At 65.8% G+C, this 12,801-nt stretch carries 11 protein-coding genes, 1 tRNA gene and 1 CRISPR repeat array; of the genes, 11 read left to right on the top strand and 1 reads right to left on the bottom strand.

Features of this window, described 5'->3' with window-relative positions; all coding sequences use genetic code 11:
* Positions 1–6: 6 nt before the first annotated feature.
* From cas1 to pth, 8 genes are all read left to right on the top strand, one after another.
* Positions 7–873 (top strand): type II CRISPR-associated endonuclease Cas1, encoded by an 867-nt coding sequence (cas1, locus tag ACEL_RS10075; protein WP_193138731.1) that lies wholly within the window; start codon positions 7–9, stop codon positions 871–873.
* The gene (cas2, locus tag ACEL_RS10070; RefSeq protein ID WP_011720784.1) at positions 866–1,192 is read left to right on the top strand and encodes a CRISPR-associated endonuclease Cas2; all 327 of its coding nucleotides are present in this window, start codon (positions 866–868) and stop codon (positions 1,190–1,192) included. Before cas1 ends, cas2 begins: the two co-directional genes overlap by 8 nt.
* A gap of 47 nt (positions 1,193–1,239) precedes the next feature.
* A CRISPR array of direct repeats spans positions 1,240–2,747; the repeat unit is 36 nt; unit sequence CCATTTTAGCCGGGGGATTGAGACAGGCTCCCCAGC.
* Positions 2,748–3,260: 513 nt separating this feature from the next.
* Positions 3,261–4,301 carry a pirin family protein gene (locus tag ACEL_RS10065; protein ID WP_011720783.1) on the top strand — a complete coding sequence of 347 codons (1,041 nt, stop codon included), beginning with the start codon at positions 3,261–3,263 and terminating at the stop codon, positions 4,299–4,301.
* 232 nt (positions 4,302–4,533) lie between these two features.
* Positions 4,534–4,604, top strand: a tRNA-Gln gene (locus tag ACEL_RS10060).
* A gap of 269 nt (positions 4,605–4,873) precedes the next feature.
* A complete protein-coding gene (glmU, locus tag ACEL_RS10055) occupies positions 4,874–6,391 on the top strand; it encodes a bifunctional UDP-N-acetylglucosamine diphosphorylase/glucosamine-1-phosphate N-acetyltransferase GlmU (RefSeq protein ID WP_011720782.1) in 1,518 nt (505 codons plus the stop codon).
* Positions 6,392–6,449: 58 nt separating this feature from the next.
* Positions 6,450–7,427, top strand: a complete 978-nt coding sequence (locus ACEL_RS10050; RefSeq protein ID WP_011720781.1) for a ribose-phosphate diphosphokinase — start codon at positions 6,450–6,452, stop codon at positions 7,425–7,427.
* A 248-nt stretch (positions 7,428–7,675) separates the two neighbouring features.
* On the top strand, positions 7,676–8,287 hold the full coding sequence (locus tag ACEL_RS10045) for a 50S ribosomal protein L25/general stress protein Ctc (protein WP_011720780.1): 612 nt from the start codon (positions 7,676–7,678) through the stop codon (positions 8,285–8,287).
* Between the two features lie 15 nt (positions 8,288–8,302).
* The gene (pth, locus tag ACEL_RS10040) at positions 8,303–8,893 is read left to right on the top strand and encodes an aminoacyl-tRNA hydrolase (protein ID WP_011720779.1); all 591 of its coding nucleotides are present in this window, start codon (positions 8,303–8,305) and stop codon (positions 8,891–8,893) included.
* Positions 8,894–8,926: 33 nt separating this feature from the next.
* Here pth and ACEL_RS11695 read toward each other — a convergent pair whose 3' ends face one another.
* Complete coding sequence (locus ACEL_RS11695) at positions 8,927–9,769, bottom strand: 4'-phosphopantetheinyl transferase family protein (protein ID WP_148204610.1); 843 nt, start codon at positions 9,767–9,769, stop codon at positions 8,927–8,929.
* A 45-nt stretch (positions 9,770–9,814) separates the two neighbouring features.
* Here ACEL_RS11695 and ACEL_RS10030 point away from each other — a divergent pair, with 45 nt between their 5' ends.
* Genes ACEL_RS10030 through ACEL_RS12810 form a run of 3 tightly spaced genes read left to right on the top strand, consistent with a single transcriptional unit; the run spans position 9,815 to position 12,507 of the window.
* The gene (locus ACEL_RS10030; protein WP_011720777.1) at positions 9,815–10,678 is read left to right on the top strand and encodes a glycosyltransferase; all 864 of its coding nucleotides are present in this window, start codon (positions 9,815–9,817) and stop codon (positions 10,676–10,678) included.
* Positions 10,679–10,696: 18 nt separating this feature from the next.
* Positions 10,697–11,935, top strand: a complete 1,239-nt coding sequence (gene lhgO / locus ACEL_RS10025; protein ID WP_011720776.1) for an L-2-hydroxyglutarate oxidase — start codon at positions 10,697–10,699, stop codon at positions 11,933–11,935.
* Positions 11,932–12,507, top strand: a complete 576-nt coding sequence (locus tag ACEL_RS12810) for an acyltransferase (RefSeq protein WP_011720775.1) — start codon at positions 11,932–11,934, stop codon at positions 12,505–12,507. The genes lhgO and ACEL_RS12810 overlap by 4 nt, the downstream gene beginning before the upstream one ends.
* The last annotated feature ends 294 nt before the right edge of the window (positions 12,508–12,801 follow it).

The following is a 12,801-nucleotide window of genomic DNA, read 5'->3' as shown; positions in this document are numbered from 1 at the left end:
CGTGTCGTGGATCTGTCCGAACTGTCCGGTGAGGTGCATGCGGCTCAAGGGGCACTTCTTGTCGGTGACGAGCGGGTGCCGCTGGTTGACGTCGCGATGATGCTTACGGGGCCGTACGTCTCCCTGCACGGCAGCGTTATTGACCGCGCTGCGGCGTTCGGGGTAGGCGTGGTGCACTGCGACTGGCGGGGTGTTCCGGTAGCCGCTACATTGCCGTGGTCGACTCACAACCGGGTGGCGGCTCGTCATCGCGCGCAGGCGGAGCTTTCGTTGCCTAGGCAAAAGAACGCATGGATGAATATCGTGAAGACAAAGATCCGCAATCAGGCCGCTGTGCTACGGGCGCTTCGCCGAGACGGTGTGGCGCAACTGGAGCGACTCGCGGCGCAGGTTCGATCAGGTGATGCAAGCAATGCTGAAGGGGCTGCCGCGCGCGTGTATTGGGCTCGCTTGTTTCAGGACAAGCACTTTCGTCGCGTTCCGCGAGCACGTGACGTTGTCAACGGCCTCCTAGACTACGGCTATGCGATCTTACGTGGTTGTTGCCTTCGCGCGGTGGTCGGTGCGGGACTCGCGCCGTCCCTCGGCCTTTGGCACCGGCGCCACGATAATCCGTTTACGCTGGTTGACGATCTTATCGAACCATTCCGACCTGCGGTGGACAAGACGGTCATAGAGATCGTCACTGCGGGCGCATCGGGTCTTGACCGTCCCACTAAGCGCCTTCTTGTAGCGGTGCTTGATCACCAATTTGATGCGAGCGGAGCGACCGTGGGAACAGCCGTGGAGCGGTTTGCCCAGCAGGTCGGTCGGTACGTCGAGGGCGAGATACGAAGTCTGAGACCACCCGCCATGGAGCTGTCGCATGCTTAAGGACGAACCGGTGTGGGCCATCGCAGCTTTCGATCTACCTACCCAGACCAGGGAGCAGCGGCGGGACGCGAACCGCTACCGACATCATCTCCTGGAACTTGGCTTCAGCCGAGTTCAGCTCAGTGTCTACGCGAAGTACATGATCAATGGGGCAGGGTTCCGATGGGTGGGATCCGCAGCCGGAGCGGTCGTCCCGCCGGGGGGCGTCTTGCGGGTGATCCCCGTCTCAGATCACGAATGGGCCCGCGCACTCTGCTACGTTGGCGAAAGGCTCGTTCCGCCGGAAGATCCACCGCAGCAACTAGCGATTTTTCCATGATCAACAAGGCTGAGATCCCAGGTCAACCCAGGGATCTCAGCCGTCCTCCATTTTAGCCGGGGGATTGAGACAGGCTCCCCAGCTCCGCTGGTCGCGGGTTCAAGTCCCGCTCCATTTTAGCCGGGGGATTGAGACAGGCTCCCCAGCCGCACCGGGGAATATCGCACGCCATCAACCATTTTAGCCGGGGGATTGAGACAGGCTCCCCAGCTCTCGCACCGGGCGTTTCGCTCGGTCGGCCATTTTAGCCGGGGGATTGAGACAGGCTCCCCAGCAGGTCGGCCACCACTGAATTGACATGGACCATTTTAGCCGGGGGATTGAGACAGGCTCCCCAGCCTCCGCCGCGCGCTACGGTGGCCGGGTGGCCATTTTAGCCGGGGGATTGAGACAGGCTCCCCAGCCGCGCGTTCTGGTGCTGGGTGTGGGATCCCATTTTAGCCGGGGGATTGAGACAGGCTCCCCAGCAGACACAGCTGCTACCGGTGCTCGAGCACCATTTTAGCCGGGGGATTGAGACAGGCTCCCCAGCAATTCGACCAGCTCAGGCGGCGCGGGCGCCATTTTAGCCGGGGGATTGAGACAGGCTCCCCAGCGCGGCACCGGGCACGCACTCAAGGATCTCCATTTTAGCCGGGGGATTGAGACAGGCTCCCCAGCCTGCAGGCGTACGAGTCGACGGTGCGGACCATTTTAGCCGGGGGATTGAGACAGGCTCCCCAGCTGGCAAAGGCACCGTTTTTCACAGTTTCCCATTTTAGCCGGGGGATTGAGACAGGCTCCCCAGCTGCAAACCTCGACCATGTACGCGGTTGGCCATTTTAGCCGGGGGATTGAGACAGGCTCCCCAGCCAGGTCCCGGCGGGAATACCACCCGGAGCCATTTTAGCCGGGGGATTGAGACAGGCTCCCCAGCAATCTCCCCAGCTTTAGCATCAATCTGCCCATTTTAGCCGGGGGATTGAGACAGGCTCCCCAGCAATCTCCCCAGCTTTAGCATCAATCTGCCCATTTTAGCCGGGGGATTGAGACAGGCTCCCCAGCAAAACCCGCCGGTCCGCACCAAGCCGATCCATTTTAGCCGGGGGATTGAGACAGGCTCCCCAGCCGTGGGGTGCGCAGCCGTGGGATGATTGCCATTTTAGCCGGGGGATTGAGACAGGCTCCCCAGCTATCATATCGGCGATCTTCCGTTGGTCGCCATTTTAGCCGGGGGATTGAGACAGGCTCCCCAGCGTCGTGACCACGAGCACTCGGCCAGATCCATTTTAGCCGGGGGATTGAGACAGGCTCCCCAGCGTACGGTAATCGTGCCGCGGCTGACGCGCCATTTTAGCCGGGGGATTGAGACAGGCTCCCCAGCGGGTGAGGCCGGCAGCCCGCCGTGCTTTCCATTTTAGCCGGGGGATTGAGACAGGCTCCCCAGCTTCCCGCGAGCAGAGCCCGTCAAGCCTGCCATTTTAGCCGGGGGATTGAGACAGGCTCCCCAGCATGCGCGATAGCTGTTTCCGCGGTACGCCCATTTTAGCCGGGGGATTGAGACAGGCTTTAAACAAAGAGCTGTCTTCTTCGCGCAAAACGACCAGGAAATACCGCTTGGGAGCCAGTGGAAGAGGCCGATAACGATTCGGCCGGCTCGTAACGGCATAGGCTGCGTAATATCCAAATCTCTCGCCTTGACGGAACGTGTGGCGGGTCATCTCAATGTCGGACCCGCGGCATCTCAACCAGCCGGTTGAGTCTGTGTCAGTCGTTGCGGCGATGGCAGGTCAAGCGCCACCGATCCGCCGCCCCGGCACTTGCCCCGGCTGCTCGGCCTGAGTGATCCGGTCGGCCTGGAGTGATCCGGCTCGGCGTCGGTGTCGCCGGTGCGTTCGGCGATCCCGCGGGCGTGCGTGAGAGTGATTCGCTGGGCGTTAGTGTCACGGTCCCTGAGGCTGCGGACGAGACGCCGCGGACGAGTCGCTGACGCTGCGGGCGGGATCAATCAGCACGGCCATATGCGAGATCGGGAATGCAAGGGCCGCCGGCGCCGTTCCCGGCAGTGAGTCTCGTCGTGGAGGACACCATGCCCGCTGTCACCGTTGACAACATTCTTGCGCTGCCCCGGCTTCGCCACGTCGATCCGGCGGTCGAGCGCGACCGTCCGGTGGTTTCGATCACAACAGCGCCGTCCGGGCTTGAGGGCGAAGGCTTCCCGGTCCGTCGGGCGTTTGCGGGCGTGAGCCTCGCCGCGCTTGATCCCTTCGTCCACATGGACCAGATGGGCGAAGTCGAATACGCGCCGGGTGAACCGAAAGGTACGCCGTGGCACCCGCACCGCGGATTCGAGACCGTCACATACATGATTGACGGCATTTTTGAGCACCACGATTCCAACGGCGGCGGCGGACTTATCACGAACGGTGATACGCAATGGATGACAGCCGGTCGCGGGATCCTGCATATCGAACGGCCGCCGGAATACCTGGTCGCGAGCGGCGGCCTGTTCCACGGTTTTCAGCTCTGGGTCAATCTGCCGCGCCGGTTGAAATTCGCTCCACCGCGCTACCAAGACATCCGGGCCAGTGCGGTGTCGCTCGTCGCGTCGCCGGACGGCGGTGCGCTCCTTCGTATCATCGCGGGCGAGGTTGACGGATTTCGAGGCCCGGGAATCACCCACACACCGATCGCCTTGCTCCACGTGACGCTTGCCGCAGGCGCGTCGGTGACAATTCCGTGGCCGCGGCATTTCAACGCCCTCGTGTACGCCCTCGGCGGTTTCGGCGCCGTCGGCGCGGGCCGGCATCCGTTGCGCTACGGTCAATTGGCCGTCTTCGGCGCTGGGGACGCCATTACGGTATCGGCCAGCAAACAGCAAGAGAGCCGCAGTCCGAACTTTGACGTCCTTGTCCTCGGCGGCGAACCGATTCGCGAGCCGGTGGCAATGTACGGACCGTTCGTCATGAACACGAAAGCCGAAGTGCTGCAAGCATTCGAGGATTACCAGAAGGGGATCCTCGGCACGATTCCGGCTGAGCATGCCGTGGTTCCGCACGGATCGGTTCGCGGTCAAGCGAGCGCGGACGAAATGACCGCGGGCGGAACCGATCAGCCCGCCGCGGGGTGACGATCGCCGCGACGAGGTCCGACAGCGCCCAGGGACCGGCGTCCGAAACACTTCCGGCGGCGCGCTGACCCGCGCCAGGAACGCTTCCGGCGTGACCGGCGTCCGAATGGCCGCGCCGGAGCAGGGACTTCGCGCAAGTCTCTCCGTGCATCCACTGTCCGCAGGTCATGCTGCGCCGCCGCGCGCGGGCGGGTAGGTTTTACCTGCGGTCACGGCACATCCGCGATCGTCTTCCCGGGTCGTCTAAGGGCAGGACAGTGGGTTTTGGTCCCATTAATGGGGGTTCGAATCCTCCCCCGGGAGCAGGCAGCGGCGCGGGCGGCGACATCCCGGCACAGTGTCACCGACCAGGACCCGGCGGCTGAGTGGTCAGACGCGGGCGCAGGGTCGGTCGTGTGCCCGACTCGACCGTGCGCCAGGGCCGGTCGTGTTCCCGACCGCGGGCGCCCGGGCCGGGCGGTACCGGGGTCGCAGCCGTGCGGCAACGCCGGCGGCCCTGCGATACCGCCGCTGCGCAAGCCGCCGGGCCGAAGGCCAGGAAACGCTAATCAGGCGGGAGGAGTGAGGCGCGGATGAGCGAAACCTCCCGCCCGGCCGCGGCGATCGTGCTGGCCGCCGGTGAAGGCACCCGGATGCGCTCGACTCGGCCCAAGGCGCTCTTCCCGATCCTTGGCCGCAGCCTTCTCGGCCACGTGCTCGCCGCCGTCCGAGCCCTCGATCCGGAGGAACTCGTCGTCGTCACCGGTCACCGGCGCGCGGAGGTCGAAGCCCACCTCGCCGAGATCGACCCTGCCGCGAAGCCGGTCTACCAGACCGAGCAGCGCGGCACCGGTCACGCCGTCCGGGCGGCCCTTGAGGCGCTCGACGCTGAACGGCGCGCCGCCGGCCGTCCCACCCTCACCGGCACGGTCCTCGTCACCGCGGCCGACACCCCGCTGCTCACCCCCCGCTCCCTCGCCGCGATGGTTGCGCATCGGGAGCAGACCGGGGTCGCCGGCGTGCTCCTTACCGCGACAATGCCCGATCCCACCGGCTACGGCAGAGTCCTGCGCGACGACTCCGGCCGGGTCCGGGGCATCGTCGAAGAAAGGGACGCCGATCCGGCGCACCGGGAGATACGTGAAGTCAACGCTGGCGTCTACGCCTTTGACGCAGCAAAAGTACGGGCCGCGCTGGCCCGCCTCACCACCGACAACGCGCAAGGCGAGGAGTACCTCACGGACGTCGTTCGGATCTTTGGCACCGAGGGCGAGCCGATTGCCGCCGCCGTCCTCGATGACTGGCGCGAAATCCTCGGCGTCAACGATCGAGCACAACTTGCTGTCGCCGCCGCACTCCTTCGCGATCGGAAAAACACCGCGTTGATGCGTGCCGGGGTGACCATCATGGACCCGGCGACCACCTGGATCGACGTCGACGTCGATGTCGCGCCGGACGCCGAAATCTGGCCGAATACGATCCTGGCCGGGACGACGCGGGTTGCGGCGTCCGCTCGGATCGGCCCCAACTGCCATCTGATCGACACCGAGGTCGGGGAACGGGCCCGAGTTCGGGACGCCACCTGCGAAAACGCGCAGATCGGTCCGGACGCCGAGGTCGGGCCGTACACCTATTTGCGCCCAGGCACGCGACTGGGGCGCGGCGCGAAAGCCGGCGGATTCGTGGAGATGAAGAACGCTGTCGTCGGCGCGGAATCGAAGGTGCCGCATTTGTCGTACGTGGGCGACGCGACGATCGGTGAGCGGACCAACGTAGGCGCGGCGACGGTTTTTGTGAATTACGACGGGGTCGCCAAGCATCATTCCGTCGTCGGGAACGACGTCCGAATCGGCAGCGACACGATGATCGTCGCTCCGGTGACGATCGGCGACGGGGCGTACACCGCCGCGGGTTCCGTGATCGTCGAGGATGTGCCGCCGGGTGCGCTCGCGATCGCCCGCTCCCGGCAACAGAACATCGAAGGATGGGTGGTCCGGAAGCGGCCGGGTACCCGCGCGGCGGAGGCAGCGAAGCAGGCTTCGGCAGCGGGCGGACCGCCGGCGGCGGGCGGTACGTCCGGCCGGGACGCAGGCGACGATGCATCGCGCTAGCCCTGCGTGACAATGAACGGGTACAGGCTCTCGACGTAGACAGGACAGGCGAGGCGGCGTGACCGGTATCAGGCGGCAGGGTCAGAAGACGCTCATGCTCTTCTCGGGGCGCGCCCACCCCGAGCTTGCTGCCGAAGTGGCCGCGTGCCTGGGCATCGAGCCGACGCCGACGTCCGCCTATGAATTCGCCAACGGCGAAATCTTCGTCCGCTTCGACGAGTCCGTGCGCGGCAGTGACGCGTTCGTGATCCAAAGCCACTGCGCCCCCATCAACAAGTGGATCATGGAGCAGCTGATTATGGTCGATGCGCTCAAACGCGCGTCGGCCAAGCGCATCACGGTCGTCGTCCCGTTCTACGGATACGCGCGTCAAGACAAGAAACACCGCGGTCGCGAGCCGATCTCAGCCCGGTTGATGGCGGATCTCTTCAAAGCCGCCGGAGCCGACCGGTTGATGGCCGTCGACCTCCACACCGCGCAGATCCAAGGCTTCTTTGACGGGCCTGTCGACCATCTCTTCGCACTGCCGATCCTCGCCGATTACATCGAGAGCAAGCTGGACACCTCGCGTATCACGGTGGTCGCACCGGACGCCGGGCGGGTGCGGGTCGCGGAACGGTGGACCGATCGGCTGAACTGTCCCCTCGCCATCATTCACAAGCGGCGCGATCCGCTGGTCGCCAACGAGGTGAAAATTCACGAGGTGGTCGGCGCGGTCGAGGGGCGCATCTGCGTCATCGTCGATGACATGATCGACACAGCCGGAACAATCACCAAAGCGGCTGACGCATTGATGGAGAACGGTGCCGCCGACGTGGTGGCAACCGCAACCCACGCAGTGCTCTCCGGTCCCGCCGTCGATCGGTTGAAGAATTCACCGATCAGCGAAGTGGTGGTGACCAATACGCTGCCGGTGCCCTCGGAGCGGCGCATCGACAAACTCACGGTGCTGACCATCGCGCCGATGCTGGCCCGAGCGATCCAGGAAGTCTTCGAGGACGGCTCGGTGACCAGCCTCTTCAATGGCGCAAGCTGATCTGGGCCACCGCGGTCGGTGCATGCGGTTGGATCAGCGTTCGGCAGGGGACCGCTCACGCGGGCCGGTCAGCGACGGCTGCGGGACGGTCGGCGTCTGGGTGGGTAGCGTGATCACGTTCGCAGCCCGCGGGGCCGTGACACGGTGTGCCGGGCGTCCGGCTAAACTGGCGGACCGCTGCCCCTTGCAGGTGCAGGCGGTGTGATCCGCTCATTGAGATTCCGACGAGCCGCGAGGAGTGTTACGCCGTGTCCGAGGTACGCATCAAGGCCGAGCCGCGGACCGAGTTCGGCAAGGGTGCCGCGCGTCGGGTGCGCCGTGCCGGCAAAGTTCCCGCCGTGCTGTACGGTCACGGCACCCCGCCCCGGCACATCAGCCTCCCCGGGCATGAGTTGATGCTTGCGCTGAAGACGCCCAACGTTCTGCTCCGGCTCGAGGGGCTGGAGGGTCCGGACGACGGTGAGCTCGCGCTGCCCAAGGCCGTGCAGCGCAACGTCGTGACCGGATTTCTCGAGCACGTCGATTTGCTGCTGGTACGCCGCGGGGAGCAGGTCGAGGTCGATGTGCCGCTGCGATTCGTGGGGACGCATGCTCCCGGCGGGGTTCTCGAGGAGCATCTGGTGGCTCTCCCGGTGCGCGCCGACGCCACCCGCATCCCGGAGGAAATCGAAGTTTCCCTTGACGGGCTGGAGATCGGCGGTTCGATCTACGTGCGTGACGTGCGTCTGCCGGACGGGGTGACCGCCGCGGCGGAGCCGGATGAGGTCGTCGTCCACCTGTTGCCGGCGCTGACGGCGTCCGAACTGGCCGAGGCGGTTGAGGGCGCGACCGAAACCGGTGCCGGCGCGGCCGCCGGCTGACCGTAGCGATGTGACATGCCGGACGAGCCGTGGCTCGTTGTCGGGTTGGGCAACCCGGGACCGGCCTACGCCAAGAATCGGCACAATGTCGGATTCATGGTCGTCGACCTGCTCGCCGAGCGGGCCGGAATGCGGTTCACGGTGCATCGCACCCGCACCCAGCTGGCCAATGGCCGACTGGCCGGTCAGCCGGCGATGCTCGCCAAGCCGCTTTCGTACATGAACCAATCCGGCGGCCCGGTCGCCGGCCTGCTGCACTACTTCCGCATTCCACGGGAGCGGCTGATCGTCGTCCACGATGAGCTCGACCTGCCCTTCGGCGTGTTGCGGGTCAAACGCGGCGGAGGGGACGCCGGTCACAACGGTCTCCGGTCGATCACCGCTGCGCTGCGCGGCGCCGATTACCTGCGCGTCCGGTTCGGGATCGGCCGCCCACCGCCGCACCTGGATCCCGCGGAGTACGTTCTGCGGGATTTCTCCGCGGCGGAACGCGCCGAGCTCGGCGTACATCTCGAAGAGGCGGCAGACGTCGTCGAAAGCCTGCTCAGCGTCGGATTAGCGGCGACGCAGAACGCCGTGCACGGGCGGGGTCGTCAGCGGCCGTAATGCGTCACCGTGGTGAGGGAGACCCCGAACCGGTCAGCGGGAACCCGAATCGGTGACGGAGACCTCGAACCCCGGCGCGTCGATGGTCAACCGGACGGTGATATCGGCCTCCGGCTCCGCTAGACCGCCGGTGCGTCCGCGTGGCAGGCCGACAGCGATGGCGCCGAGGAAATCGCGGGGAACGGCGGTGTCACCGGCCGGCTCGCAGGCCGCCGGGGTGTGCCGGACGTCGAGGTCGAGCAAACGCCAGGCCCAGCCCTGTGCCGGCGCTGGTAATTGCCGAAGGTCCGGGATATCGCCAAGACCGAGATGCACGTGGCGCATCGGCGTCGTCAGGCCGGTGCCGAGGGCTTTGAGGAACGCCTCCTTTCTCGTCCAGGCACGGAGAAAAGCGTTGCGCTTCTCGTCGTCCCGTAATGTGTCGAATTCCGTCCGTTCATCGGTGGTAAGACAGCGGCGGGCCATGCGCGCCACGGCATCGTCTGTCCACGGTTTTACTCGGCCGCGCCATTCCAGGTCGATCCCGAGGGCGAGCCTGCCTGTCGTTGCGATAATTGCGCCGACGTGCGCGGTGTGTGTCACGCTGAACTCGACACGGCGTCTGGCGACGGCGCGCGGCCTGCCATGCGCGTCGTTTTCTATCACGATGCCCCCAGGTTCCGTACGGAGGAGGCTGCTGAGAACCTGTCGGAGTGTCGCGCGGGTGACGACGGCATTCTCGCGGCCGTGATGCTGCGAGAACCGCGCTCGTTCGGATTCGGAGAACATGGTGAGGAGGCGTGGAATTTCTGCCTCGCGGCCAAGGGCCGAGAAGATCGTGAGAAGAATAGGCTCCGGATCGTCCCGGGCCCGGCTCATGACAGTTTCGCGATTCATCGGTGCGTGCACGACTTAGTATGACCTCTGATCGGAAAGGACGGCATGGCGGAGCCCGCAGCAACCATTGTCATGGCGGCGCACAACGAAGCGGCGGTCATCGAGCGGACCTTGCGTGCTTTCCTGCCGCAGAGTGCGCCGGGCGAATTCCAGGTTCTCGTGGTGTGCAATGGTTGCTCGGACGGCACCGCCGAGGCGGCGCGCTCAACCGGAGAGCAGACCGGCAGGCCGGTCGAGGTTCGGGAAATTCCGGTGGCGTCCAAGATAGCCGCCCTGCGGAAAGCGGAGGACGAGCCGCTGGTTGAGCGTGCGGATGTGCGCATTTATCTGGACGCCGATGTGCTCGTCGACGTGACAACGCTCCGGAACGTGCGGGATGCTGTGGCGGGTGACATGCCGCGGCTCGGCGTCGTGTGCGGCGAGGTCGATGCAGCCGGCTCGTCCCGGCTGGTGCGCGCGTATTACGCCGTCTGGTCGGCACGGCAGCATGCCGCCCCTGATGGGTCGGGTGCGGGAATTTTCGCGGTGAACCGCGCGGGAGCGGCGCGGATCTCGCAGTGGCCGGATGTTCTCAGCGATGACGGTTTTGTTGCGCGCCAATTTGCAGCGTCGGAACGCGTCGTCGCGGCGGGCCGCTCGGTCATCCGGGCGCCTCGGACGGTGTCCGCTCTGGTACGCCGGCGTGCGCGGATTGTGAACGGGAATCGCGAACTCGACATCCGCTGGCCGCGTACGGCCGCCGAACCGCCCGCCGTCCGCCGGCTCGTGCTGGCTCGCCGTGTCTCGCTCGTCCAAGCCGGTGTCTTCGTCACGCTGACGATTGCGGCACGCGCGTTGGCCGCCTGGCGTCGATGGCGCGGCCGAGCTGCTATGTGGTCAGCGGACGACACGTCGCGGCGGGCATACTGAGGCGGTGCGGGTGATGCGATGAGCACGGCGCAGGCGTCGGCGGACGTCGCCGTCATCGGCGGCGGGATTGTCGGACTCGCGGCGGCCCGGGCCGTGCTCCAGCGGGAGCCGACGCTCTCGCTGGTGGTTCTTGAGAAGGAAGAGCGTCTCGCGTGCCACCAGAGCGGCCGCAACAGCGGCGTCGTTCACGCGGGTGTCTACTATGCCCCGGGTTCGTTGAAGGCGCGGTTCTGCACGGCGGGCCGGGCCGCGCTTGCCGCATACACCGCCGAACGTCACTTGCCGTACGTGGAGTGCGGCAAAGTCGTGGTGGCGCTTCGCGACGCCGAGATTCCGCGTCTTGAAGAGTTGTATCGACGGTCGTGTGCCAACGGCGTCCCTGACGTCCGCCTGATCGACGCCGATGAGCTGCGGCGTATCGAACCGACGGCCCGCGGAGTAGCCGCGTTGCACTCGCCGCGGACGGCGATCACCGATTTTCCGGCGATTGCCCGAAGTTTTGCCGACGACATCCGGGCCGCCGGCGGCCGGATAATGACGGCTTTTCCCGTGCAGCACATCGAGCAGCGCCAGGACACCGTGGTTCTCACCGGGAGAAACGGGGATCGCGTTGTTGCGGGTCGAGTGCTGATTTGCGCCGGCTTGTATGGCGACCGGCTCGCCGTCATGGCCGGAGATGCACCGGAGCCACGGATTGTTCCGTTCCGAGGCGACTATTACCGATTGACGCCTGAGTGGCGCACTCGCGTGCGCGGGTTGATTTACCCGGTGCCGGATCCGGGTCTGCCTTTTCTCGGCGTGCACATTACGCCGACGGTCGGTGGAGAGCTGCTGGTCGGGCCGAACGCCGTCCTTGCCATGGCACGTGAGGGATACCGCGCCCGGACCGTGCGGCCGGACGAGGTGCTCGATGCGATCGGTTGGCCGGGATTCCTCCGGTTTGCCCGCAGGTATTGGCGGGTTGGTTGCGCGGAAATGTGGCGGGCCGTCAGCCGACGCCGTTTTGCTGCCGACGTCGCCGCGTATCTGCCCGGTATTACGGCCCGGGATCTGATCCGGGCACGGGCCGGAGTGCGTGCGCAAGCGATGGACGCCGCCGGTCGTCTGGTCGATGATTTCATCGTGCGTCGCGTCGGCAAGGTGGTCGCGGTGCGCAATGCGCCGTCTCCTGCCGCGACGTCCAGCATCCCGATCGGCGAAGAGCTGGCCCGGCTGCTTCTTTCGACGGACGACGTACCAGCCGTGGAGTCACAATGAGCGATTCATCGGTGACCGAGAGTCCCGAAACTTCCTTCTTCTGCCATCCGACGGCGGAGGTCGAACCCGGTGCGCAGATCGGCCGCGACACTCGGCTCTGGCGTCAGGTACACGTGCGGACCGGCGCATCGATTGGCGTCGGATGCAACATCGGGAAGAACGTCTTCGTGGACGAGGGCGTCCGCATCGGCGACCGCGTCAAGATTCAGAACAACGTCTCGGTATACCGGGGCGTGACCCTTGAGGATGATGTCTTCGTCGGTCCGAGCGCTGTCTTCACCAACGACTTGCGCCCGCGTGCCGGCAGCACCGAGTGGACCGTCGTACCGACGATTGTCCGGCGGGGGGCGTCGATCGGCGGCGGCGCAGTGATCGTCTGTGGTCACGAGATTGGCGAGTGGGCGATGGTGGCCGCCGGCGCTGTGGTAACCCGGGACGTCGCTCCGCACCAGCTTGTCGCTGGCAACCCGGCCCGTCATCGTGGCTGGGTGTGCCGCTGCGGCCAGAAAATCAGTGATGCGGTTGAGCCGCCGGCTGTACTGACCTGTCCGACCTGTCAGCAATTGCAGTAGTCTGTCCTGACTTCGGGTCATTACCGCGGCCGTACCGATGCGCGCGAGGACGCTACCGCCGCGCTGAAGGTCGGTGCATCCGCCCGCGAGCCTGATGCATACGCCCGGGAGACGTCGTTGCCGCGCTCAGGCCGTCACCGCTGCCCGCGAATGCTGCGAAATGCGACAAATCGGAAATCAGCCGATACTCAGCCTATTCCGGTTTGTGCTGCTCTCACGACGCTTAGCGGCATTCGTCTGCGACGAACGGGTGAGTTTACCCGTGGATGCGTCGGTTCCTCTTCGCAGAAGGGG

The organism is Acidothermus cellulolyticus 11B (assembly GCF_000015025.1).
GTDB classification, from domain to species: Bacteria; Actinomycetota; Actinomycetes; order Acidothermales; family Acidothermaceae; genus Acidothermus; species Acidothermus cellulolyticus.
This window is presented reverse-complemented; position numbering and strand designations above follow the sequence as displayed.

What these genes read in the sequence shown, in the direction of transcription:
- cas2 (WP_011720784.1), top strand. Translation starts at nt 866, where the DNA reads ATGCTTAAGGACGAACCGGTGTGGGCCATCGCAGCTTTCGATCTACCT.
- ACEL_RS10065 (WP_011720783.1), top strand. Translation starts at nt 3,261, where the DNA reads ATGCCCGCTGTCACCGTTGACAACATTCTTGCGCTGCCCCGGCTTCGC.
- glmU (WP_011720782.1), top strand. Translation starts at nt 4,874, where the DNA reads ATGAGCGAAACCTCCCGCCCGGCCGCGGCGATCGTGCTGGCCGCCGGT.
- pth (WP_011720779.1), top strand. Translation starts at nt 8,303, where the DNA reads ATGCCGGACGAGCCGTGGCTCGTTGTCGGGTTGGGCAACCCGGGACCG.
- ACEL_RS11695 (WP_148204610.1), bottom strand. Translation starts at nt 9,769, where the DNA reads ATGAATCGCGAAACTGTCATGAGCCGGGCCCGGGACGATCCGGAGCCT.
- ACEL_RS10030 (WP_011720777.1), top strand. Translation starts at nt 9,815, where the DNA reads ATGGCGGAGCCCGCAGCAACCATTGTCATGGCGGCGCACAACGAAGCG.
- lhgO (WP_011720776.1), top strand. Translation starts at nt 10,697, where the DNA reads ATGAGCACGGCGCAGGCGTCGGCGGACGTCGCCGTCATCGGCGGCGGG.
- ACEL_RS12810 (WP_011720775.1), top strand. Translation starts at nt 11,932, where the DNA reads ATGAGCGATTCATCGGTGACCGAGAGTCCCGAAACTTCCTTCTTCTGC.